Here is a 23,117-nt window from a genome sequence, read left to right on the forward strand (position 1 = left end):
TATTCAATATGAGTATCTATGCAAAAGATATGGTATTTCGAGCGCTGACTTATCAAAGGCAAAAGGAAAAAAGTAATAATAAACCGGACTGAAGGCGGGTTTGTGCCACATACCGCGCTTCCGATAGAAGAAGACTTCATATCATTGACCGATGCGCAAACAAAAGAGACTTTGGCCACTTTTCGCGCATATGGAACTTCCGGAGGAGGATGGATCACCACATATATCTGGGGCGGCATAAATGGCAGCAGTCCAATGTTTACCCATTCGAGATGTTTTTATTATCAAAGAGAATACGCCAACAATCAGATCTCCATCGTAGAGTGAAAGGCTCATCATGATCTCCATCCATCGCAGCTATATCAACGCATTGCTTGCGGATGCAATATATCCTGTTTGAAAGGTAGCAAGATGAACTTTCATCTGTGTGCGTCAGTTGATTAAAAGGGGCTTGGCATGCTCGGAATCATTACCTTGGCCGTATTCATCATCTTTTTCAGGTTTTCGATTACGCTGAGCAAATGGCTGACCTATAGACTGAAATGCCCGCCTGCTGTGGTGTTTTTCACGCGCGTAGCTATTGTTGTTGGTGTTGCTCATCTGATGGTCATTGATGAACACATTGGCAAATATCAAATTGATCGCCTGTGCAAATCTCATGGCCTAAGAAATACGGATCTTTCCAAAGCTTACGGAAAATCTGTGACACGGAATGTGGTTGGCGGCATTCGTGTAAAAAATATGGCCATGCCCACAATGGAATATAAGACTACCATACTCGATGCGAAAACGAATGAAAAGCTCGCGGAATTTTCTAACTATCTTCCATCAGGAGGGTGGTTGGCCAGACATACGTTTATTGGCTTGGGTAACGGACATCCCATACTTGAAACGTATTTTGATTATCAGATAATTGGTTGTCAGACATTCTCTGAGCAAGAAGCCATTTTTTCAAGAAATAAGATCGCCATCATTCCTTCCCTTGACTACCAGAAAGGATCATTATGACACTTCTTTCCACACGTTTATCAATGCGCTGCTTGCAGATGCTGCTTATGCTTTTAGAAAAAGCTTTCCCGCAGGGATGAATGGAAGGGACATCGCTGAATATGATGAGTTTAGGAAGCACATGACGCCAATAATTGCCGGCTACATTGGCAAACATTTTTCAGTTGTCAATAGAATTAATGCAAATGACTTTCCGCTTTCAGCGGACACAGGTTTTGACGCCACAGTCTGGCGGTAAAACAGCAGAGACCGCCTGTATGGCGGCAATGGGGACGACCGTATGGAAAGCGGCGCGGGCAACGACTGGCTGGAAGGCGGGGCAGGAGAAGACACCTATGTTTTTGGCAAAACTGACACGGGTGTTGACACCATCTATGACAGCGACGGCAAAGGCCATCTGGAATATGAAGGCCCAAACACCGACATGATCTACGGCGGCATAGGAGACGACTGGCTGTGGGGCGGCAGTGACGATGAGCTGTGGAAGTGCGGCGTTATTTGTGATGACTTGAATATGTCGTTTATCATCCCGATGCTGTTTTTTTATCGAATGCTGGAGCGTAAAGTGTGAATCATTTCACGGGCTTTAGGGGTATGCAGAGACGGCAAACGGGTGTGTAAATTGTTCCGTGGAGAACCAATCTCAATGACGCCGATCTCCCGCATGATGATGTTCAGTCGCGCGCTGAAGCGGGCAGAGCCTTCGACCTGAATGCATGGTTTTAAAAACAGTTTCCTAATACGCTTGAAAAAGGAACTCTGAGCATGGCGGGATTACTTGCCTACTTCATTTTGATTGTATTTTTTCGGATTGCCTTGCTCATCAGCAACCGGCTAGTCGAAATTTTCAGAAGGTCACTGTCTCCTATTAAATTATTTCTTTTGCGTGCAGGAGTTTTTGTGATTGTATTTATTTTGTATGGTTTCTTGATTACATTATTTTATGATTCGGGTTGAATGCGTGCGTCATCGCAAAGTGATGGCAAAAAAATTGCATCTGATTGGGTGAATATACAGAGGGTGTGAAAAGAAGATTATTTTATTCGGCAAAAGAAATACGTAATTTATATTGTTCGCGAAGAAATTAAATGTTATGACATGGATACAAAAATATCTTTCCTATACCGCTTGCGGAAGGAAAGGGAGTGTTCTATTTGGAAAAATATTTGATATAGATTTGAGGGATGTCATCCAAAAGATTTGCGTTATATCTTCATTAGGCTTGATGCCGCAACTCTTCTCGAGAAAGGAAAAATGCAATGAGCAACATTTCATCCGCTTGGGCGCGGGCATCAGCTTCATGCAGCAGCAGCGCGTAGCCGACGATGACAACTGGCCGCAGACGTTTTTTTGCCATCAACCGAATATGCCGTTCATCGCCTCAATGTCGCCTTTTATCGGAAGCTGGGCTTGAAAAGCGGAAGTCGTTCACGCTTTTCATGAAATAAGGATCGGTAGAAGCAAAAACCGGGTGTATAAAGCATCCCGTTGAGAGCAAATCGCAATGGCGCTGGTTCTCCACATGACGTGAAGCGGCAGAGGCTTTAGTGTGAGCGAAGCTCGTTGTTCAGAATAATCTTTTCAATTAGTAGTATTATCTATAAAAGGATCTAGTAAGTGAGTGGAATCATTGTTTATGTCTTTCTAGGCGGACTGATTTGGATTGCCGTGCGCATCAGCAACTGGCTGGTTAAAGGCCGTGGATGGGTGCTGTCTCGTAATCAGTTATTTTTTCTACAGATAGGAATTGTGGTGGGTTTTCTAATGATATTGTTTGGCGACCTTGTTATTGGTATTTTTCAATTTGAATATATATGTCATCAGCGAACAATAACAAAATTAGAGCCTGGATGGCAGGAAGTTCAGCGGGCCCATTCAAAAACTGCATATGTTCAATCTGTGAGTTTTTCAGCAGTCCCAATTTCTTGCGCTGTGAGTGAATTCCAGGACAAAGATAACGGGAAAACTTTTTTTTCTTATGTATCTTGTAGTAGAGAAGGAGGTTTTTTCATCGAAAAAATATTGGGCGGCGATTTTTCAATTGGCGATTCATGCTATCCAAAAAATTTGGATAGCATAAGTGATAAAATTAATTTAAGGATTCTTTTAGAGAAAGGAGATTCACAATGAGCTACATTCAATCCGCCTATATCAATGCATTACTTGCAGATGCGGCCTATATAGATTTGCCAGTAGGTGCTATAAGCCGAGATCAATGGGAAGATCCCAAAAAAGGGGCACTTTCAAAACGCATGACGCTTCCATTGGCAAAATTCATAGCCGACAATTTCGAAGTCATCAGCAATGAATACAATAATGATTTCCCTGGACTTGGCTCTGGATTTGATGCCATTGTCTGGAAAGGTCGCAAAGGCACGCCTTATGAAGGAAAAGTTTTTGTTTCGACCCGGGGAACTCAGCCGGGAGAGGATATGTTTGGCGCAGACCTCGATTTGGCCTTGAGTTCATCGGCTCACAGCCAGATTATTGACATGGTCAACTGATGGTTACGCGAGACCACGCCGACCACGGAAACCGTCAGGCAACTGGTCAACATACCCACTCCGACTGGCGTACCCATTCCTTCGCCCCTATCCCTGGTTGTTCCCGGCCTTCCCGCCCAAGGGACGGGCAGACTGACAGGCGTCAATTCAATTTCCATCAATGGTCACAGCCTGGGCGGGCATCTGGCCTCGGCCTTTGCGCGCATTTTTGGCGGCAGCCTCTCCATAGAACACATCTCCACCTTCAATAGCGCCGGTTTCTTGCGAATCACTGCCGAGCTTTTCTTCAACAAAATTGACAACCTGCTGGGCAAAGGCCAGCCCATGTCAGCGGTTTCCAGCAGCCAGAGCAACTATTTTGCCGAGAATGGCATTAATTTCACCACCAATAACTGGTGGTTTACCCAGATGGGCCAGCGCGTGGGCCTATTTCAGGAAGAAGGCACGGGCCTGACCAACCATTACATGTACCGCCTCACGGACATGCTTGCGCTGGGCCATGCGCTGGAAAAACTCGCGCCTGATTTGAGCATTGAAGCCCTGAACCAAATCGTTTCATCGGGCAGCCACATTGCCAAAGGCTCGCTGGAGGGAGTGCTGGATGCCGTGCGGCGCTTTATTCATGGCTCCAACATCGAAAGCCTGCCAGCCAGCGACGTCAGCGACAGCGATAAGGGCCGCGTCAAATTTCATGAAACCCTGGCCCAATTGCAAGCTGACCCGGCGTATCGGGCCTTGGAAGGCAAACTGCGCATTCAGCCAGCGGGCGCCATTGCGCCGCAGCAGGCGTGCGAAGACTTTGCGGCTTTTGTTTAGTTCATATTTATAGCCAGATGAACATATGATTCATCCGGAGCGATGTAAAAACAGATCAATATATAACCACGAACATTTCATGTTGATAGAAAATCATGCAGTCACGACGACGAATTTCAATCCCTGAATTTATGGTTTATTGTCTGCTGGGCATGGGAGCGTATGTGCTGCTTTGGGAATACCGAACCAGCCAGCTCATTTCCGATCAGGAAATGATCGATCATTTTTACCAGCATCGCAGCGAGTTTCAGGAACTGGCAGATACCTATCTCGCGGCAGAAGAGGTGAACCGGAGCAGCTGGAAAACGCCTCGTACCGACCAATTGAAAAAAATGGCAGGCATAGATGCTATTGGAGGCAGCATACATTGTTGGCTTGATAACCCTTATTCCATTGAGGCCAGTAATCGATTGAGGGAGATGGATCAAAAGAAATCATGGAAAGAATGTTGGCACAGGACAAGCATCATCATCGAGATGCGGGGACGTGATCAATATAATGCCCCTGCGCTATTCAGTGGAGTGCATTGGAAAAATTATTATTATATCCCTGTTGATCCCAAGATTGAAAATGGAAGAATTGTTCCGCCATGGGGGGGCAACGGTCCCGAGAAATATCTTGGAATGCGTGTATTGCCCTCGCTGAGATATCCCAAATGGGAGCGGGGCGAGTGTGTTTTAAGGAAGATTGAACCAAAGTGGTTCATCATGAGGTGCAGGAGCCAATAGAAAGGAGCTTATCATGGCAAATTCGACTGTATTCTTTTCAAGAGTCCACGCAGACCAGGCTTATCCCGGTCAATCGTTCGAATGGATTAAATCATTAAAAGTGCCTATAGCAAGAATAGCTGAGTTAATAGGTGTTTCTTCCGGCAGCATAGCTGGCATCCTGGCGGAGGAGCGAAAGGATTATCTGAGCAACGAAACAACGCAGTGGACAGCTGACAAGATTGCCCAATATGACAATTATGGGTCGATCGCCACGGAGCTGCTGGCCTATGCCGCAAATGCGGCAAATCTTACATCTCTTGCCGCCTATCTGGCTGCCATTCCTTCGGGGTCGGCCAGAACGCATGAATTCTGGGTAAAAGAAATAGCGGAAGTCGAAGCGGCGTTTGCCGAAGATCCGGACCGCATACCATCCACATCAGAAAAGCTGAAACATCCCAGCCTGATTGATGTGGGCTGGGGAAATTTCAGAATCAGCACGGCCGTTCGCTTGCTGAAGAAATACCCGGCTGAAGCCAAGGCACTGGAGCTTGATGACTACTATTCGGATTACGCCAAGATGGTTGAGGATCTGATTGATCCATCATCTGATGCCGTTGTCAAATTCTATGCCCTCTATATCAAGGAAGCGGAAGCGTGGTTTGTCCAGAATCAGGCTTACGGCAGTCACTGGAACACACTGCCTCAGGAATTCAAGGATTCGCTGCTGGTGACTTTTCTGAACCTGGGGGAAACCAAGATGGCCAGCCTCAGAAAAACACCTGATGCGTTGGGTTATCTGCCCCAACCCGCCTTGTCTACTGGTGGCGGCATTAATCATCTGCTCAATGCGCAGGCCATTGGCGAGGCGATGGGTTGGACAGGCTATGGAGATTCAGTGACTGCCGTTGACAGCCTGCTGGAGCTGGCTTTGCAAAATACTTCAGAAGGATTGGCCGCGCGCTATGCCCTCAAACAGATGCGATATGCTGTTTTGCCAGCGCTTGATTATGATGCTGTCAATAAGGACGGCGCTCTCGAGCTGGCAGAAGGGCCACACAAAGGCCATATGACGAAGAATTATCTGGAAGACCGCGCCAATGCTTTGAAGCTTTTCCAGATTTATGAAAAACCCCCCAGATTGCCCCATGTGCCTTCCTGGCAATGGGGAGATGCCGTCATTAGCGATGTAGCCTCAGGCAAGCAATTGACTGTCAATGGATGGGATCTGGGCGTGGCTGAAAAGCGCCACATTATTTTCGGCAGTGACGATAGTGATACCACTCAGCTGCGAGGCGGTTCAGCCGAGGACCGTATTTACGGTGGCGATGGAAATGACACGCTGGACGGACGTGGCGGCAATGATTATCTGGAAGGAGGCGCAGGCAACGACACCTATCTGTTCGGCAGCAAAGACCAAGGCACGGATACTGTTTTTGACAGCGACGGCCAAGGCCGCCTCATGGTCGATGGCCACACGCTGCAAGGCGGCCAGCGCAAGGCAGACAAAGTCTGGGTCAATGAAGAGCAAGGCATCCTCTACAGCCTCACAGGCAGCGGAGCGAACACTTACCTGCTGGTGAAAAACAAAAAATCGGGCCACATCATTGCGCGCATCCGCAACTGGACCAATGGCCAGCTGGGCTTGAGCATGACGGACAAAGCGCCTGACCCCCAGCCCGGCCCGGGCGGAACCCAATCCGGCTTGGGTCTCGACCAATCGGGAACCAGCGGCTACATCCACATCAACGCAGGCCAGGCCGACAAAGGCGTCTCCCTTGCAGGCAACAGCCAGTCCAATTCTTTTATCGGCTCCAACCATGCCGACCACATCAGCACAGGAGACGGCAATGGCAACTACGTCATGGCTGGCAGCGGCAGCGACGTGGTAATTGGAGGAGAAGGGCGCGAGTACATCCGCGCGGGCCAGGCCTTCACGCGGCCGGGGATGGTTGATGACGACACCGTCTACGGCGGCCCAAACACCGACATGATCTACGGCGGCGCAGGCGACGACTGGCTATGGGGCGCCAGTGACGATGATCAATGGCAGCGGCACAACGGCCAAAGCCACCAAAGAGGCGACTGGATCAGCGGCGAAGCGGGCAGCGACCACATTTACGGCAGCAGCGCAAAAGATGTGCTCTTTGGCGGCGCGGGCAGCGATGACATCAAAGGCGGCGCAGGCGATGACCTCATCCTGGGAGACGCGCAATACAGCGTGGCAAGCCGCGTCATAGCGCAGTCCTACGCAGGCGCAGGCACGCGCAGCTACAGCTGGAATGCGGCCACGCAAGAGTTTCAGCAGGCCCGCACAGACGGCGCCTACGCCATGAACCCCGTTGTGGTCCCCAATGGCCGCATCCACGAATGGGACTGGCAAGCCGAGCCGCACGGAACGGGTTACCGCTTCACTGGGCGCGGGCATCAGCTTCATGCAGCAGCAGCGCGTAGCCGAAGGCGGAGCCGACGATGACAACTGGCCGCAGACGTTTTTTTGCCATCAACCGAATATGCCGTTCATCGCCCCAATGTCGCCTTTTATCGGAGGCTGGGCCTGAAAAGCGGAAATCGTTCATGCTTTTCATGAAATAAGGGCCGGCATAAGCAAAAACCGGGTGTATAAAGCGTCCCGTTGAGAGCAAATCGCAATGTTGCTGGTTGTCCACATGACGTGAAGCGGCAGAGTCTTTGGCGTGAGCAAAGCTCGTCAACCAGAACAAGTTTGCCAATATGTATATTATCTAAATAAGGAATCGGTGCATGATAGGAATGATTGTATACGCCATTTTGGGTGGATTCATCTTGATTGCCGTGTTCATCAGCAACCGGCTGGTCAAGATTTTCGGGTGGTCGCTGTCACCCAATAAATTATTTCTTTTGCGCGTGGGAGTCTTTTTTGGCATATTTTTCATATTATTTTTCGATCATATTATTGGAGTAATTCAATTTGAATATGTATGTCATCACAAAGCGACGGTGAAACTTGATCCCGACTGGATAAAAGTGCGACGTGCAAAATTTGAGACAAAAGAGACTAAACTCTGGGGATATCTCGTTCCAACTTCCTGCACGGACTACAAATATCAGGATATAGATAGCGGGAAAGTATTTTTTTCTTTTACACAATGCTCCAGAGGGGGAGGTATTCTCCTCAAGAAAATATCCTTTAATGGTAGTTCTGGTGGTGCTTCCTGTGTTGCCAAAGAGATGCCGGGTATTTTTCATGCCATTAACGTTGATGCTCTTATAGAGAAAGGAAATTCGCAATGAGCTACATTCAATCCGCCTATATCAATGCATTACTTGCAGATGCAGTCTATATAGATTTACCAATAGGCATTATTGATCGAGAATAATTGAAAAATAAAAAAGGAATTCTCTCAAATAGTATGACGCTCCAATTATCGAAATTCATTGCTGACGAATTTTGGATTGTCAATTCTGGTTGCCCTGATTCTTGTGAACGATAACAAGACGAAAGATGACTCATGGCTGGATTATTATTTTTGGGTGCGCTTATAGTCTTCGTCAGGATTTTGATCGCGCTGAGTAAATGACTGACTTGCCGACTGAAATGGTCGCCTGTTGTGGTGTTTTTCACACGTTTGGCTATTGTGATTGGCGCTTTTCCGCTGATGCTGGCGGATGAGATTATTGGGGCTATTCAATATGAGTATCTGTGTAAAAGATATGGTATTTCGAGTGCTGATTTATCAAAGGCAAAAGGAAAAAAGTAATAATAAACCGGACTGAAGGCAGGCCTGTGTCACATTCCGCGCTTCCGATAGAAGAAGACTTCATATCATTGACCGATGCGCAAACAAAAGAGACTTTGGCCACTTTTCGCGCATATGGAACTTCCGGAGGAGGATGGCTCGCCACATATACCTGGGTCGGCATAAATGGCAGCAGTCCAATGTTTATCCATTCGAAATGTTTTTATTATCAAGGAGAATACGCCAACAATCAGATTTTCATCGTAGAGTGAAAGGCTCATCATGATCTCCATCCATCGCAGTTATATCAACGCATTGCTTGCGGATGCAACTTATGCCATCAAAGAGAAAGATCGAAATGGACTTATTGGTGAGGATATGAAAACACATAAAGGTATTAATAAACGCATGACGCCAATAATTGCCGACTACATGGGCAAACATTTTTCAGTTGTCAATAGCATTAATACAAATGACTTTCCGCTTTCAGCGGACACAGGTTTTGACGCCGCAGTCTGGCGGTAAAACAGCAGAGGCCGCCTGTATGGCGGCAATGGAGACGACCGTATGGAAAGCGGCGCGGGCAATGACTGGCTGAAAGGCGGGGCGGGAGAAGACACCTATGTTTTGGGCAAGACTGACACGGGTGTTGACACCATCTATGACAACGACGGCAAAGACCATCTGGAATATGAAGGCCCAAACACCGACATGATTTACGGCGGCATAGGAGACGACTGGCTGTGGGGCGACAGTGACGATGATCAATGGCAGCGGCACAACGGCCAAAGCCACCAAAGAGGCGACTGGATCAGCGGCGAAGCGGGCAGCGACCACATTTACGGCAGCAGCGCAAAAGATGTGCTCTTTGGCGGCGCGGGCAGCGATGACATCAAAGGCGGCGCAGGCGATGACCTCATCCTGGGAGATGCGCAATACAGCGTGGCAAGCCGCGTCATAGCGCAGTCCTACGCAGGCGCAGGCACGCGCAGCTACAGCTGGAATGCGGCCACGCAAGAGTTTCAGCAGGCCCGCACAGACGGCGCCTACGCCATGAACCCCGTTGTGGTCCCCAATGGCCGCATCCACGAATGGGACTGGCAAGCCGAGCCGCATGGAACGGGTTACCGCTTCACCCTGGGCGCGGGCATCAGCTTCATGCAGCAGCAGCGCGTAGCTGACGATGACAACTGGCCGCAGACGTTTTTTTGCCATCAACCGAATATGCCGTTCATCGCTCCAATATCGCCTTTTATCGGAAGCTGGGCCTGAAAAGCGGAAATCGTTCATGCTTTTCATGAAATAAGGATCGGTAGAAGCAAAAACCGGGTGTATAAAGCATTCCGTTGAGAGCAGATCGCAATGGCGCCGGTTCTCCACATGACATGAAGCGGCAGAGGCTTTGGCGTGAACAAAGCTCGTTGTTCAGAACATTAGAACAAGTTTGCCAATATAAATACTCTTTAAAGAGGACTTCGATACATGATTGCCATTGTTTTTTATGCCATTCTGGCTGGACTTATCGTGATTGCCGCGTTCATCAGCAACCGGTTGATCAAGATTTTCGGGTGGTCACTATCTCCTAATAAATTTTTTCTTCTGCATGCAGGGGTTTTTGTTGGCATATTGTGCATATTGTTTTTTGATCATATTATTGGGGCGATTCAGTTTGAATATATATGTCATCGTAAAGTGATGGTAAAGCTTGAGCCTGATTGGATAAATGTTCGGCGTGCAAAACTAGAAATAAAAAGCGTCAAGCTTAAAGGGTATATAGTTCCAACTTTTTGCTCGAGCGGCAAATATCAAGATATAGATAGTGGCAAAATTTTTCTTTCTTTTATCCAATGTTCCAGAGAGGGTGGCATCTTACTAAAAAAAATATCTTTCAATGGTGATTCTGGTGGTTCCTACTGTACTCCCAAAGAGTTGCCTGATATTGTCCGCGCCACTAATGTTGAGGTTCTTTTAGAGAAAGGAGACTCGCAATGAGTTACATTCAATTAGCCTATATTAATGCGTTACTCGCAGATGCTTCCTATATAGATTTGCCAATAGGTGCTATAAGTCGAGATCAATGGGGAGATGCAAAAGGGGCGCTCCCAACGCGCATGACGCCCCAATTGGCAAGATTCATTGCTGATAATTTTGAGGTAATCGACAATAGGTACGCTTCAGAATATCACGAATCCGGTTTTGACGCTATTGTCTGGAAAGGCCGCCAAGGCACGCCCTATGAAGGCAAAGTCTTTCTTTCCACGAGGGGAACAGAACTGAACGGCAAGGATATAGTAGGCGCGGACATCGACTTGGCCTTGAGTTCATCGGCCCGTAGCCAGATCATTGACATGATCAACTGGTGGCTGCGCGAAACCACGCCAGCCACGGAGACGGTCACACAGCTTGTCAATGCCAATGTCAATGTTCCGACTCCGATTGGCGTGCCAATTCCTTTGCCCTGGTCATGGGTCACAACCGGTTCGCCCGCGCAAGGGACGGGCAGACTGACAGGCGCCAATTCAATTTCCATCAATGGCCACAGCCTGGGTGGGCATCTGGCCTCGGCCTTTGCGCGCATTTTGGAGGCAGCCTCTCCATAGAACACATCTCCACCTTCAATAGCGCCGGTTTCTTGCAAGGCGGTGCCGAGCTTTTTTTGAATAAATCGATAGTCGGCTGGGCAAAGGCCAGCCCATGTAGGAGATCAGAAATGACCATGACACGTGAAGCAACCTTGGCGGTCTGCTGGCGCTGTGAGTTTCGCGGCTGGAGTTTGTTTGAATGAAACCACGGGGAGAAATAGTTCTTGAAAGGCGCCTATAGCCAGCGACGCGCGGCGCATGAATCTCCTTGCGGAAAGCGGTTCCGGTATTTTTTTGATTTGGATGGGTAGCGTGAAACTGAAATCAATGATGGGAATGGCCTTGCTGGCGGCGGCTGCCAGCGTGCTGGCCTGGAGCGGCTGGGCGCTTTACCGTGAGCGGTATCCGAGCTGGTACGAGGAAGTGAGATTGTCTGATGGAAGGATTATCACGATACACCAGAAGCGGAGCTATCACTCACATTATGGAACGCTGCAAAGTTGGGTTACCATTAATCTGCCGGAACTTGGCGGCAAGCGGGTTTGGTATTCTCGCCTGCGACCGCAAAGAGTAGATGTCGTAGATGGAAAAGTTTATGTTTTTGGGAAACCTGCTGGCATAACAAAGAATCAATATTATAGATATCCAAAGAATTTTATGGTTGGATTTGTTTGGAATGGTGCTGATTTTGTGAGAATACCATTTTTATCCATTCCAGAGCGGGCAAGAGAGGAAGAAAATGTTTATCCATGCATATACACTCAATTGTCATTACTGACTATACAACAAAAAGATATGCAATGGTGCCCAATAACTGGAGATCGTTGGAAATTTGGAAAAACTATCAAGTTGGAAGACTATCAGGCGCTAGCGAATTTTTATGCTGGTCTTGATAATGGTACGACACATTCGGATTGATTTTTAATAGTGAAAGGAGACGTCATGGCGACAACTAATGAATACGCAGCTTTTTCTGCGCATGTTTATAATAATCAACGTGGAGGTGGAGGTTCAGATGATAATGCTAGCAACAAACTTCCTGTTCCTCCGGGTTGGAAAAATCTATCTGATCTAGGTTTTGCGCCCGGTGACAACCTGAACGAATGGAATCCGGTGAGTTTCACGGCCGGAGCTTATCTGAACGAAGCCACGGGAGAAATAGTCATTGCCTACAAGGGCACCGATTTCTTGCTGGATGACCGCATTTACAACACGATAGCCGATCTCGTCACAGACGTAGGCATGGCGCTTGTCAGAAAACTGGGGCCGTATCACATCCAGCAAATGCTGGCTGCGCAATATTTTTTGGCCGTGGTCAATTGGGCCGCAGAAAACGGCAAGGATCCCCAGAAAATCAGCTTCACAGGTCACAGCTTGGGTGGCGGGCTGGCCTCGAACATGGCTGTTTGGTTCAATCGCCCTGCAACAACTTTTGCGGAAGCGCCATTTGAAGCTGCAGTCAATAATCCCGCCACAATAACCCTAACAGCGGCTACACTGACGGCCCATGCTGCCATTGTGCAAAGCATGGCAGTATTGAAAGAAATCAAAAATTTGCGCGATCTGATTATTCCTTCAGAATATGGAGAGCGCGAGAAAAAAGTCATCAACCATCACGTAAGCGGCGAGTTTCTTCAATATCTGCGTGCAGTCACGCCCACCGTCATGGGCGAAGACCGCGAAATCAGCATAGGAGACAGGCCGCTGTCAGAGAGCCTATCGCTGCACAGCATGAACCTGCACGCGGCCTTGCTGTATGAAGACCGGCTGCGGCAATACATGAAAGACCGTCCCGACTTCACCCCCATGCTGCTGGACACGGCCTTTTACGCCAGCGACCCCAACTACTCCACGCGCGACTTCGTAACGGGGCTGGTGGCTGACACACTGCAAAAAGGCATCGGCAGCGCAGACAGCCAGCTGAGCCACTTCACCAATGATCTGTACAAAATTACAGACGGTCTGTCGCAAGAAGCGCAAAAGGCGCTATGGGCGCAAGCCATGGAGTGGTATTACTGGCAAGGCAGCAGCTACGCGGGCCAGGAGTTTTTCACGGTAGAAAACCAGGTGCTGCACTACGTTACGGCGGTTGGCGCCGGGCTGCCTGGGGCGCAAGACAAGGCGCAGCACTACGTCAGCCAGTGGCTGGAGCCGCTGCTGGGGCGCAACGTGCTATTCAGCATGAACATGGCCGCGCAAGTCTGGCACGTGGTGCAAGGCGGGCAAGGCGCCAGCGTGCAAGCAGCCGAGCCGGACAAAAAGAGCCTGTTCGTGGGCAATGCGGGAGACGACCACTTTGTAGGCGGCGCCAAGGGTGACATCCTCATAGGGGGAGAAGGCGCGGACCGGCTGGAAGGCGGCAGCGGCGTCAATGAACTGGCAGGCGGCGCGGGCCATGACACCTACGTGATGCGCGCGTCGGAAGTATGCAGAAACACCATCTACGACAGCGACGGGGACGGCCACCTGGAATTTGATGGCCACACGCTGCAAGGCGGCCAGCGCAAGGCAGACAAAGTCTGGGTCAATGAAGAGCAAGGCATCCTCTACAGCCTCACAGGCAGCGGAGCGAACACTTACCTGCTGGTGAAAAACAAAAAATCGGGCCACATCATTGCGCGCATCCGCAACTGGACCAATGGCCAGCTGGGCTTGAGCATGACGGACAAAGCGCCTGACCCCCAGCCCGGCCCGGGCGGAACCCAATCCGGCTTGGGTCTCGACCAATCGGGAACCAGCGGCTACATCCACATCAACGCAGGCCAGGCCGACAAAGGCGTCTCCCTTGCAGGCAACAGCCAGTCCAATTCTTTTATCGGCTCCAACCATGCCGACCACATCAGCACAGGAGACGGCAATGGCAACTACGTCATGGCTGGCAGCGGCAGCGACGTGGTAATTGGAGGAGAAGGGCGCGAGTACATCCGCGCGGGCCAGGCCTTCACGCGGCCGGGGATGGTTGATGACGACACCGTCTACGGCGGCCCAAACACCGACATGATCTACGGCGGCGCAGGCGACGACTGGCTATGGGGCGCCAGTGACGATGATCAATGGCAGCGGCACAACGGCCAAAGCCACCAAAGAGGCGACTGGATCAGCGGCGAAGCGGGCAGCGACCACATTTACGGCAGCAGCGCAAAAGATGTGCTCTTTGGCGGCGCGGGCAGCGATGACATCAAAGGCGGCGCAGGCGATGACCTCATCCTGGGAGATGCGCAATACAGCGTGGCAAGCCGCGTCATAGCGCAGTCCTACGCAGGCGCAGGCACGCGCAGCTACAGCTGGAATGCGGCCACGCAAGAGTTTCAGCAGGCCCGCACAGACGGCGCCTACGCCATGAACCCCGTTGTGATCCCCAATGGCCGCATCCATGAATGGGACTGGCAAGCCGAGCCGCACGGAACGGGTTACCGCTTCACCCTGGGCGCGGGCATCAGCTTCATGCAGCAGCAGCGCGTAGCCGAAGGCGGAGCCGACGACATCCTGGACGGCGGCGCAGGCCACGACTGGATCGCCGGACAGGCGGGCAACGACATCCTCTACGGAGGCGAAGGCGACGACACCCTCTACGGAGACGACGCGCAAGACATGCCTGCCCACGCGGCCAGCGGAGACGACCAGCTTTATGCCGGCGCGGGCCATGACAGGCTCTATGGCGGCGCAGGCCACGACAGCCTGGACGCCAGCGACGACGACGGCCAGCAAGACCAGCTCTACGGAGAAGACGGCGATGACACCCTCATTGGCGGCAGCGGCCATGACGAACTGCACGGCGGAGCAGGAGACGACCGGCTGGCCGCAGGCAGCGACGGCAGCTGGCTGGACGGCGGAGCGGGAGACGACACCTTTGCAGGCGGAGCGGGAGACGACCGCCTCACCGACGAAAGCGGAAACGACACCTACCACCTCAGCGCAGGCAATGACACCATCACCGACCAAAGCGGCCAGGACACCTACCACCTCTACAGCGGCATGCTGCAACAAGGCGGCAGCACCGTCATTGCCGACAAAGACGGCCAAGGCAGCCTCCTGTTTGACGGCACGGCCCTCACGCGAGAAAGCGTAAAGGCCACAGGCAAAGACCAATGGCAAAGCAGCGACGGCAAAGCCCGCCTCACGCGGCAAGGGGCGGACCTGGTCATACGTGCAAGCGCGGGAGGACAAGGCAGCGCGGGCCACGTACACGTGCGCGACTTCTTCCGGGGCAGCAGTGCGTTCTTGGGACTGCAACTGCCTGAATACACACCGGCGCAGCCCGATCCGAAACCGAACCCCGATCCGAAACCGAACCCTGATCCGAAGCCGAACCCTGATCCGAAGCCGAACCCTGATCCGAAGCCGAACCCCGATCCGAAGCCGAATCCTGATCCGAAGCCGAATCCTGATCCGCAACCTGTACCCAATCCCGATCCGACACCAACGCCGACGCCAACTCCGACTCCGACGCCAACTCCGACACCGACACCGACACCAACTCCGACGCCAACGCCGACGCCAACGCCTGGCCTTGTGCTTGACGCCCAAGGCAATCCCGTGCCGCAGCCTGAACCCGCAACGCCCACCCTGGCTGGCGGCGCAGGCGCAGACCGTCTACACGGCAGCGCGGGTGACGACATCGCCAGCGGCGGCCAAGGCGCAGACTGGCTCTACGGAGCGGAAGGCGACGACCAGCTTCATGGCGGCGCGGATGAAGACCACCTCTACGGCGAAGGCGGCAACGACCGCATCTTCGGCGGCCAAGGCGGCGACTGGCTCTACGGCGGCCAGGGCCAAGACACCCTCAGCGGCGAAGCCGGAGACGACCACCTCTACGGCGAAGGCGGCGACGACTGGCTCTACGGGGGAGAAGGCAACGACGAAATCCACGGTGGCCTGGGCGACGACCGCCTCTGGGGCGGCACAGGCAACGACTTCCTTGCCGGCCACCAGGGCGACGACCATCTCATTGGCGGCGCAGGCAGCGACACCTACATCTGGGGCCGCGCCCAAGGCAGCGACACCATCGAAGAAGACAGCAGCGCTGCCACAGCCCAGGACATCGACACCGTGCGCCTGCAGCACATCGCCTCCACAGCCAACTGGAAGCTCACCCGCCAGGGCCAGGACCTCATCCTCGGCTTTGAAGGCCAAACCCTCACCCTGCGCGGCCAGCTGGCCGCAGGCGGCCACGCCATCGAACAAGTGCGCTTTGCCGACGGTGTCACCCTCAGCGCCGCGCAACTGGTGCAACGGCTGGAACAAAGCGAACGGCAAAACCGCAAAAACGGCAGCCTGACAGCGGCGAGACGGGCGGCGGCGCCAGACGTCCTCATCCGCAGCGCCAGCGCCGCGCCCGCCATCCGCCCCGGCATCATCGAACCAGGCCAAACCCCGCAGCAGGCCAGCAGCCCGTTCGGCCAGGAAGGCGCGCTTATTCACAACCACAAAGGGCCGTGGGTTGAAGGTGAACTCATCCACAACCACAAAGGACCGTGGGCCGAAGCCGACGCCTTGGTGCAGGCCATGAGCGAATTCGGGCAGCAGGCCCAAGACACGCCCTTGGCCGCCGCGCCCAGCCTCATGCGTTCCGCCGCGCCCGCCACGGGCTTTGTCGAAGGCGCGTTTATTCACAACCACAAAGGGCCGTGGGCTGAAGATGAATTCATCCATAACCACAAAGGGCCGTGGGCTGAAGATGAACTCATCCACAACCACAAAGGGCCGTGGGCTGAAGGTGAACTCATCCACAACCACAAAGGGCCGTGGGTTGAAGATGAACTCATCCACAACCACAAAGGGCCGTGGGTTGAAGCCGACGCGCTGGCGCAGGCCATGAGCGAGTTTGGGCAAGAAGGCGGGCAGCAGGCCGAGGGCGCGCCGCAGCCAGCGGCCTACGTGCCGTCCGCATGGGCGCGGCGCATGCTCATGGCGGAAGACTTCAGCGCCACAGCCCAAGCCCAGCGCCTGGCAGGCGCGCTGGCCAGCTTTGCGCCGCCGGCGGCAGCCAGCGCGCAAACCGGCCCGGCCAGCCTTGAAGCGCAGCCCGGCGGTTTCCGGCCCCTGCTGGCAGCCAGCGCGTGAAGCGGGGGGCAGGCCGAAGCGGCGGGCAAGCCCTGCCTGCGGCCTGCCCATTGACCCAAAAACAGGAGCGAAATTGACCCCTGTCAAAATGCCATCAGCGCCCATTCCACGGGGACATTATGCTATTGATCCGATAGCTGAAATGAGGCTTCTTGCACGCCATGCCGTGCCGCGTGCAGAGGGCGCTGGCACGCCTGTGCGCCGCGCCGGGCCGGTACGCGCCGGGCAGGCAATCTGAAACGCGCCATGCAACCCACAGCCTGCACGGCCCCTCAGGCCCCTTCAGCCCCTCCGGCTTCTTCGGCGGATGCTTGCGCGCCGCCGCCTGATTCGGGCTTGCTGGCGCTGCTGGTCATGGCGCAGTTTCATGGGCTGCCTGCCGATGAGGCCAGGTTGCGGCATGAATATGGCGGCGCGGCGTTCGATGTCACCATGCTGCTGCATGCGGCCAAGAGCCTGGGCTTTGCCGCCAAGGCGGTGCGCCAGCCGCCGCAGCGCTTGCACAAGGCGCCGCTGCCTTGCATCGCGATCGACAAGGAGGGGCGCTTTTTCATCCTGGCGAAGGTGGATGCGGGCGGGCGGCAGGAATCGCAGCAGGAGCCGCAGCAGTGGCGCTTTCTCATCCAGCGCCCGGGCGAGGCGCCGCAGGCGCTGGGGCATGCCGCGTTCATGGGGCTGTGGAGCGGGGAGCTGGTGTTTCTGACGAGCCGGGCCAGTTATGCGGGTGAGCTGGCGCGCTTTGATTTCACATGGTTCATTCCCGCAGTCATCAAGTACCGGCGGCTGCTGGGAGAGGTGCTGCTGGTGTCTTTCGTGCTGCAACTCATTGGGCTGGTCACGCCCATGTTTTTTCAGGTGGTGATGGACAAGGTGCTGGTCAATCACGCCATGCAGACGCTGAATGTGATTGCCGCCGGGCTGCTGGCGGCCACGGTGTTCGAGGCGCTGCTCACGGGCATACGCACCTATGTTTTTGCGCACACGAGCAGCAAGATTGATGTGGAGCTGGGCGCGCGGCTGTTCAGGCACCTGATGGCGCTGCCGCTGGGCTACTTTCAGGCGCGGCGCGTGGGCGATTCGGTGGCGCGCATCCGGGAGCTGGAGAGCATTCGCAGTTTTCTCACCGGCAATGCGATGACGCTGGCGCTGGATTTGGTGTTTTCGGTGGTGTTCGTGGCGGTGATGCTTTTCTATAGCCAGGAGCTGACGCTGATCGTGGCCGCTTCCATTCCGGTGTATGTGCTGCTGTCGCTGCTGTTTACGCCGGTGCTGCGGGCGCGGCTGAACGAGAAGTTCAACCGGGGCGCGGAAAACCAGTCTTTTCTGGTGGAGACGATCAGCGGCATTGATACCGTCAAGGCCATGGCCGTGGAGCCGCGCTGGCAGCAGAAGTGGGATAGGCAGCTGGCCGGTTATGTGGCGGCGGGGCTGTCGGCCACGAATGTATCCACGGTGGCGGGCAATGCGGTGATGCTGGTGAGCAAGCTGGTGACGCTGGGCATCATGTGGCTGGGTGCGTCGCTGGTGATTGAGAACCGGCTGACGGTGGGGGAGCTGATTGCCTTCAACATGCTGGCCGGGCAGGTGTCAGGCCCCATTTTGCGCATGGCGCAGTTGTGGAACGACTTTCAGCAGGTGAGCATTTCCATGAGCCGTCTGGGCGACATTCTGAACGCGCGCACCGAAATTGAAGGCGGCAAGACGCGCCTGCCCCGGCTGGCGGGCGCGATCGAGTTCGATCAGGTGTCTTTCCGCTACCGGCCTGACGCGCCGGATGTCATCCGCAGCCTGCAACTGCGCATTGCGCCGGGGGAGGTGATTGGCATCGTGGGGCGCTCCGGCTCCGGCAAGAGCACGCTCACCCGGCTGGTGCAGCGCCTTTATGTGCCCGACCGGGGGCGCGTGCTGATTGACGGGCAGGACATTGCCATCGTCGATACCGCCAGCCTGCGCCGCCAGATTGGCGTGGTGTTGCAGGAAAACGTGCTGTTTGGCCGCTCGGTGCGCGACAACATTGCGCTGGTCAATCCGGCCACGCCTATCGAGGCCATCATGCAAGCAGCCCGGCTGGCCGGCGCGCACGATTTCATTTGCGAGTTGCCCGAGGGTTACGACACGCTGGTGGGCGAGCACGGCGCGGGCCTGTCGGGCGGGCAGCGCCAGCGCATCGCCATTGCCCGCGCACTGCTGGGCGACCCGCGCATTCTCATTTTTGACGAGGCCACCAGCGCGCTGGATTACGAGTCGGAAAAGATCATTCAGGACAACATGCGGCGCATCTGCCAGGGGCGCACGGTGCTCATCATTGCCCACCGCCTCTCGGCCGTGCGCGATGCCGACCGCATCATCGTGCTGGAGCGCGGCCAGATTGCCGAAGAAGGCCGCCACGCCGCGCTGCTGGCCAATCCGCAAGGCATCTACAGCCACCTGTACCGCTTGCAGCAGGGAGGGCGCGCATGAGCTTGCGCCACCGCTGGCAGGCCTGGCGCGAGCTTTGGGGCCGCTACGCCCGCGCCTTTGCCTGGCACTGGCAGCGCCGCGATCAGCTGCAAGGCCGCATGCTGCGCGAAGACGAAGCGCAATTTTTGCCCGCCGCGCTGGCCGTGCAGGAAACGCCGCCTTCGGGCACGGCGCGCCTGATCGCCTGGCTGCTCATGCTGCTGGTGCTGACGGCCTTTGCCTGGGCGCTGATCGGGCGCATGGACATCGTCGTCACCGCCCAGGGCAAGGTCATTCCCAGCGAGCGCAGCAAGGTGATCGCCGCTGTGGAAACTGGCAGCGTGATCGCCCTGAACGTGCGTGAAGGCCAGCGCGTGCGCGCGGGCGATGTGCTGCTGCAGCTGGACACCAGCGCGCTGGACGCCGAGCGCGACCGCGCCCTGGGCGAGCGCAACGAATCCGTCCTCACCCTCGCGCGCAACCAGGCGCTGCTGCAAGCCCTGCGCCACGGCCGCCCGCCTGCCTTGCCGCCGCTGGCGCAGCTCAACCGCGACAGCGGCGCCACGCTGGACGCCAGCCGCTGGCAAGCCGCCAGCGCCCATGTGCTGGGCCAGTGGCAGGACTACGCCGCGCGGCGCAAAAAGCTGGCGGATGACATCGCCCACTACGGCCAGGCGCTGCCGCTGGCCGAGCGGCAGGCCGCCAGCTACAAGGCACTGGCCGCCACGGGCGATGTCTCGCGCGATGCCTGGCAGGACAAGGAGCAGGCCCGCCTGCAATTGCAGGCGCAGCTGCAAGAGGCGCGCAACCAGCAGGCAGGCCTGGCCGCCGAGGTCACGCGCCAGGCGCTGGACGAAATTGCCCAGGCCCGCCGCACCGCTGCTGCTGCCGCGCAAGACGCCTTGCGCGCCGCCAGCGCCAGCCGCCTGCACACGCTCAAGGCGCCCATTGATGGCACCGTGCAGCAGCTGGCCATACACACGCTGGGCGGCGTGGCGCAGGCGGCACAGCCCATCTTGCACATCGTGCCCAGCGGCGGGCCGGTGGAGGTGGAGGCCTTCATGGAAAACAAGGACAAAGGCTTCGTGCACGCCGGGCAAAGCGCCGCCGTGAAGGTGGATGCCTTTGAGTACACCAAATACGGCACGCTGCCCGGCAGTGTCTCCCACGTTTCGCAAGACGCCATCGCCGACGAAAAGCGCGGCCTGATCTACAGCGTGAAAGTGCAGCTGGAGCGCGCCGAGCTGAACGTCAATGGCCAGCCCACGCCCATCACGCCCGGCATGTCGGTCAGCGTGGAAATCAGAACGGGCGAGCGCCGCATCATCGAATACGTGCTCAGCCCGCTGCTGCGCCACACCCACGAGGCTCTGAATGAGCGCTGAACGTTTGCGCTGGCTGCCTGGCGCGTTGCATGGCGCATCGCTTGTCGTGCTGCTGGCCGCGCTGGCGCCGCCGCCTGCCGCCGCGCAGACCGGGCCTGAATGGCCGCAGGCCGCTGACGCCTCTGGCTGGCGTGACCGTCTCACGCCCTGGCAAGACCCGGCGCGCACCCGCCCGGCGCGGCTGGAGCAGCCATTGAACAAACCGCTGGATGCGCTGCCCCCGCCCGATCTGATGGCGCTGCCGCCCGCGCCCCCCACAAGCGGGCTGGACTGCGGCCCGCCAGGCGGCGGCCCCGGCTCCGCCGCCGCACCGGCCCGCGCGGCCGCCAGCCCGCAGCACAGCCAGTGGGCGCTGCAAACCCTGCTGAGCGGGCAGCCAGACGCGCCGGCGGGCCAGCCGCCGCTGCTCACCCTGCCTGCCGCCATGCATCTGGCCCTGTGTCACAACCCGCAAGTGCGCGCCACCTGGCCCGCCATTGCCCAGCAGGCCGCGCAAGTGGGGCAGGCGCAAAGCGGACGCTGGCCCCAGGTGAGCGCGGGGCTGGCCCGCCAGCGCAGCCGCGTCAGCTATGGCCCCTCCGACGTTCCCAGCCACACCACCTGGGCCACTTCCAAAAACGCCGTTATCGCCTGGCGCTTGTGGGACTGGGGCGCGCGCAGTGCCCGCACAGCCGCCGCGCAGGCCCAACTGCAAGCGGCCCTCTACACGCAAGACGCCACCGTTCACCAAACGCTGACTGAACTGCTGCAAACCTGGGGCCGCGCCCAGGCCGCCCAAACGCGCCTGCACACCCAGCAAAGCCTGGCTCCGCTGGCCAGCCGCACCGTGCAAGCCGCGCGCCGCCGCCAGGAAGGCGGCGCAGGCAGCGCCCATGACACCGTGCAAGCGCAGGCCGCGCAAGCGCGCATTCAGCTTGAACTGAGCCGCGCCCAAGGCGAATACGCCGAAGCCGCCGCCCGCCTGGCCTACCTCACTGGCCTGCCTGCCGCGCAGCCTTTGCGGCTGCAAGACGTTTTTCCGGCTGGCAGCGAAGAAGGCGGCGCAGACAGCGCAGACGACATCGGCCTTTCCGCTGACGCCGATGCTGATGACCAAACCGCAGCGCCCGAAGCAGGCGCGCCCGCCGCGCATGACCCGGACCAGCCGGCTGACTTGGACCATGCATCTTCCCCGGCCCTGCCGCCCCTGCCGGACTGGCTGGAACAGGCCCGCCAGCGCCACCCCGCCATTCTTGCCGCGCGGGCGCAGTGGCAAGCCGCACAAGAAGCTTTGCGCGCCGCGCAATCCGAAGGGCTGCCCACGCTGGATCTGAACCTGGCCCACTACCGCAATGGCCGCCCCAACAACGCCATCACCGCCAGCCGCACGCATGAAAACGTGCTGGGCCTGAGCCTGACCGTGCCCCTGTTCGACGGCTTTGCCAGCACTTACAAAGTCCGCGCCGCCCAAGCGCAGGCCGAGCAGAAATACATCGAATACCAGGCAGCCCAGGAGCAAACCCTGCAAACCCTGGCGCAACTGCATACCCAGACCCGCGCCGCCTGGCAAAACCTGCGCCTGGCCAGGCGGCTGTGGCGGCTGTCCATGCAAGCCGCCCAGTCCACGCACCGCCAGTACGCCGCAGGCGCCGCCGACATCACCCAGCTCAACCAGAGCCTGACCCAGCTCCAGCAAGCCCAGCTCGAGCTGTCCCAGACCCTGACCGAATGGAACCGCGCCCGCCTGAGCCTGTGGCTGCAAGAGGCGGCCATTCACTGAAGAGCCGGTTCAAGATCCTTCTGTCGTTTGTGCCTTGCAGCTCATTTCAATTTCGCACTTTCGCCCCTCGCAGGCAGATCATGAGCAGGTTCTGGGGCGAACTGGAATCCGGGCTGTTTCTGCGTCTTTGAGCAG

21 protein-coding genes are annotated in these 23,117 nt (G+C 56.0%); 18 read left to right on the plus strand and 3 right to left on the minus strand.

The annotated features are described in order from the left end of the window. Positions 1 to 456 precede the first annotated feature (456 nt). The 3 genes from ADJ79_RS14705 to ADJ79_RS15625 are packed head-to-tail and all read left to right on the plus strand — an operon-like array spanning position 457 to position 1,579. Positions 457 to 1,008, plus strand: a complete 552-nt coding sequence (locus tag ADJ79_RS14705) for a hypothetical protein (RefSeq protein ID WP_156304215.1) — start codon at positions 457 to 459, stop codon at positions 1,006 to 1,008. Then, positions 983 to 1,246, plus strand: a complete 264-nt coding sequence (locus tag ADJ79_RS14710; RefSeq protein WP_156304216.1) for a hypothetical protein — start codon at positions 983 to 985, stop codon at positions 1,244 to 1,246. Before ADJ79_RS14705 ends, ADJ79_RS14710 begins: the two co-directional genes overlap by 26 nt. 15 nt (positions 1,247 to 1,261) lie before the next feature. Next, positions 1,262 to 1,579 (plus strand): hypothetical protein, encoded by a 318-nt coding sequence (locus ADJ79_RS15625; RefSeq protein WP_305809691.1) that lies wholly within the window; start codon positions 1,262 to 1,264, stop codon positions 1,577 to 1,579. A 645-nt stretch (positions 1,580 to 2,224) separates the two neighbouring features. On the opposite strand, the gene ADJ79_RS14720 is transcribed toward ADJ79_RS15625, so the two are convergent. Beyond that, positions 2,225 to 2,365, minus strand: a complete 141-nt coding sequence (locus ADJ79_RS14720; RefSeq protein ID WP_156304217.1) for a hypothetical protein — start codon at positions 2,363 to 2,365, stop codon at positions 2,225 to 2,227. Positions 2,366 to 2,625: 260 nt separating this feature from the next. Between ADJ79_RS14720 and ADJ79_RS14725 the strand changes: the two genes are divergently transcribed. The 5 genes from ADJ79_RS14725 to ADJ79_RS12195 all read left to right on the plus strand — a co-directional run bounded on the left by ADJ79_RS14725 (position 2,626) and on the right by ADJ79_RS12195 (position 7,511). After that, positions 2,626 to 3,138, plus strand: coding sequence for a hypothetical protein (locus ADJ79_RS14725; RefSeq protein ID WP_156304218.1), 513 nt, complete (start codon positions 2,626 to 2,628; stop codon positions 3,136 to 3,138). Next, positions 3,135 to 3,512 carry a hypothetical protein gene (locus ADJ79_RS14730; protein WP_156304219.1) on the plus strand — a complete coding sequence of 126 codons (378 nt, stop codon included), beginning with the start codon at positions 3,135 to 3,137 and terminating at the stop codon, positions 3,510 to 3,512. Before ADJ79_RS14725 ends, ADJ79_RS14730 begins: the two co-directional genes overlap by 4 nt. Positions 3,513 to 3,773: 261 nt before the next feature. Further along, a complete protein-coding gene (locus tag ADJ79_RS12185) occupies positions 3,774 to 4,328 on the plus strand; it encodes a hypothetical protein (protein WP_050716198.1) in 555 nt (184 codons plus the stop codon). 95 nt (positions 4,329 to 4,423) lie between these two features. Next, the gene (locus ADJ79_RS14735; protein WP_156304220.1) at positions 4,424 to 5,056 is read left to right on the plus strand and encodes a hypothetical protein; all 633 of its coding nucleotides are present in this window, start codon (positions 4,424 to 4,426) and stop codon (positions 5,054 to 5,056) included. Positions 5,057 to 5,069: 13 nt separating this feature from the next. Further along, positions 5,070 to 7,511: a calcium-binding protein gene (locus ADJ79_RS12195; RefSeq protein ID WP_156304221.1), complete on the plus strand. Its 2,442-nt coding sequence runs from the start codon at positions 5,070 to 5,072 to the stop codon at positions 7,509 to 7,511. Here ADJ79_RS12195 and ADJ79_RS14740 read toward each other — a convergent pair. Next, complete coding sequence (locus ADJ79_RS14740; RefSeq protein ID WP_156303908.1) at positions 7,447 to 7,758, minus strand: hypothetical protein; 312 nt, start codon at positions 7,756 to 7,758, stop codon at positions 7,447 to 7,449. The two genes, ADJ79_RS12195 and ADJ79_RS14740, sit on opposite strands and share 65 nt — an antisense overlap. A 40-nt stretch (positions 7,759 to 7,798) precedes the next feature. Between ADJ79_RS14740 and ADJ79_RS14745 the strand changes: the two genes are divergently transcribed. From ADJ79_RS14745 to ADJ79_RS14770, 6 genes are all read left to right on the plus strand, one after another. Further along, complete coding sequence (locus tag ADJ79_RS14745; protein WP_156304222.1) at positions 7,799 to 8,308, plus strand: hypothetical protein; 510 nt, start codon at positions 7,799 to 7,801, stop codon at positions 8,306 to 8,308. Between the two features lie 728 nt (positions 8,309 to 9,036). Beyond that, on the plus strand, positions 9,037 to 9,279 hold the full coding sequence (locus ADJ79_RS14750) for a hypothetical protein (RefSeq protein WP_156304223.1): 243 nt from the start codon (positions 9,037 to 9,039) through the stop codon (positions 9,277 to 9,279). Between the two features lie 15 nt (positions 9,280 to 9,294). Beyond that, entirely contained in the window at positions 9,295 to 10,026 is a 732-nt protein-coding gene (locus ADJ79_RS12200; RefSeq protein ID WP_256381532.1) for a calcium-binding protein, read from the plus strand. Between the two features lie 210 nt (positions 10,027 to 10,236). Beyond that, positions 10,237 to 10,746, plus strand: coding sequence for a hypothetical protein (locus tag ADJ79_RS14760; RefSeq protein ID WP_156304224.1), 510 nt, complete (start codon positions 10,237 to 10,239; stop codon positions 10,744 to 10,746). Continuing rightward, the gene (locus ADJ79_RS14765; protein ID WP_156304225.1) at positions 10,743 to 11,354 is read left to right on the plus strand and encodes a hypothetical protein; all 612 of its coding nucleotides are present in this window, start codon (positions 10,743 to 10,745) and stop codon (positions 11,352 to 11,354) included. The genes ADJ79_RS14760 and ADJ79_RS14765 overlap by 4 nt, the downstream gene beginning before the upstream one ends. A 240-nt stretch (positions 11,355 to 11,594) precedes the next feature. Then, positions 11,595 to 12,254, plus strand: coding sequence for a hypothetical protein (locus ADJ79_RS14770; protein ID WP_156304226.1), 660 nt, complete (start codon positions 11,595 to 11,597; stop codon positions 12,252 to 12,254). 153 nt (positions 12,255 to 12,407) lie between these two features. On the opposite strand, the gene ADJ79_RS15060 is transcribed toward ADJ79_RS14770, so the two are convergent. Next, complete coding sequence (locus ADJ79_RS15060) at positions 12,408 to 12,707, minus strand: hypothetical protein (RefSeq protein WP_172673989.1); 300 nt, start codon at positions 12,705 to 12,707, stop codon at positions 12,408 to 12,410. A gap of 156 nt (positions 12,708 to 12,863) precedes the next feature. On the opposite strand from ADJ79_RS15060, the gene ADJ79_RS12205 reads away from it, so the two are divergent. The 4 genes from ADJ79_RS12205 to ADJ79_RS12220 all read left to right on the plus strand — a co-directional run bounded on the left by ADJ79_RS12205 (position 12,864) and on the right by ADJ79_RS12220 (position 22,982). After that, positions 12,864 to 17,399 carry a calcium-binding protein gene (locus tag ADJ79_RS12205; protein WP_172674075.1) on the plus strand — a complete coding sequence of 1,512 codons (4,536 nt, stop codon included), beginning with the start codon at positions 12,864 to 12,866 and terminating at the stop codon, positions 17,397 to 17,399. 246 nt (positions 17,400 to 17,645) lie between these two features. Beyond that, positions 17,646 to 19,859, plus strand: a complete 2,214-nt coding sequence (locus ADJ79_RS12210; protein WP_082203305.1) for a type I secretion system permease/ATPase — start codon at positions 17,646 to 17,648, stop codon at positions 19,857 to 19,859. Beyond that, on the plus strand, positions 19,856 to 21,223 hold the full coding sequence (locus ADJ79_RS12215; RefSeq protein WP_050716203.1) for an HlyD family type I secretion periplasmic adaptor subunit: 1,368 nt from the start codon (positions 19,856 to 19,858) through the stop codon (positions 21,221 to 21,223). Before ADJ79_RS12210 ends, ADJ79_RS12215 begins: the two co-directional genes overlap by 4 nt. Continuing rightward, on the plus strand, positions 21,213 to 22,982 hold the full coding sequence (locus ADJ79_RS12220; protein ID WP_050716204.1) for a TolC family protein: 1,770 nt from the start codon (positions 21,213 to 21,215) through the stop codon (positions 22,980 to 22,982). The genes ADJ79_RS12215 and ADJ79_RS12220 overlap by 11 nt, the downstream gene beginning before the upstream one ends. Positions 22,983 to 23,117: the final 135 nt, after the last annotated feature.

It is taken from the genome of Ottowia sp. oral taxon 894 (genome assembly GCF_001262075.1).
Classification (GTDB): Bacteria; Pseudomonadota; Gammaproteobacteria; order Burkholderiales; family Burkholderiaceae_C; genus Ottowia; species Ottowia massiliensis.

Excerpts from the sequence above, each read along its gene's own strand:
- ADJ79_RS14705 (WP_156304215.1), top strand. The coding sequence starts at position 457 with ATGCTCGGAATCATTACCTTGGCCGTATTCATCATCTTTTTCAGGTTT.
- ADJ79_RS14720 (WP_156304217.1), bottom strand. The coding sequence starts at position 2,365 with ATGGCAAAAAAACGTCTGCGGCCAGTTGTCATCGTCGGCTACGCGCTG.
- ADJ79_RS14730 (WP_156304219.1), top strand. The coding sequence starts at position 3,135 with ATGAGCTACATTCAATCCGCCTATATCAATGCATTACTTGCAGATGCG.
- ADJ79_RS14735 (WP_156304220.1), top strand. The coding sequence starts at position 4,424 with ATGCAGTCACGACGACGAATTTCAATCCCTGAATTTATGGTTTATTGT.
- ADJ79_RS12195 (WP_156304221.1), top strand. The coding sequence starts at position 5,070 with ATGGCAAATTCGACTGTATTCTTTTCAAGAGTCCACGCAGACCAGGCT.
- ADJ79_RS14745 (WP_156304222.1), top strand. The coding sequence starts at position 7,799 with ATGATAGGAATGATTGTATACGCCATTTTGGGTGGATTCATCTTGATT.
- ADJ79_RS14750 (WP_156304223.1), top strand. The coding sequence starts at position 9,037 with ATGATCTCCATCCATCGCAGTTATATCAACGCATTGCTTGCGGATGCA.
- ADJ79_RS14760 (WP_156304224.1), top strand. The coding sequence starts at position 10,237 with ATGATTGCCATTGTTTTTTATGCCATTCTGGCTGGACTTATCGTGATT.
- ADJ79_RS14765 (WP_156304225.1), top strand. The coding sequence starts at position 10,743 with ATGAGTTACATTCAATTAGCCTATATTAATGCGTTACTCGCAGATGCT.
- ADJ79_RS14770 (WP_156304226.1), top strand. The coding sequence starts at position 11,595 with ATGAATCTCCTTGCGGAAAGCGGTTCCGGTATTTTTTTGATTTGGATG.
- ADJ79_RS12205 (WP_172674075.1), top strand. The coding sequence starts at position 12,864 with ATGGCAGTATTGAAAGAAATCAAAAATTTGCGCGATCTGATTATTCCT.
- ADJ79_RS12210 (WP_082203305.1), top strand. The coding sequence starts at position 17,646 with ATGCAACCCACAGCCTGCACGGCCCCTCAGGCCCCTTCAGCCCCTCCG.
- ADJ79_RS12215 (WP_050716203.1), top strand. The coding sequence starts at position 19,856 with ATGAGCTTGCGCCACCGCTGGCAGGCCTGGCGCGAGCTTTGGGGCCGC.
- ADJ79_RS12220 (WP_050716204.1), top strand. The coding sequence starts at position 21,213 with ATGAGCGCTGAACGTTTGCGCTGGCTGCCTGGCGCGTTGCATGGCGCA.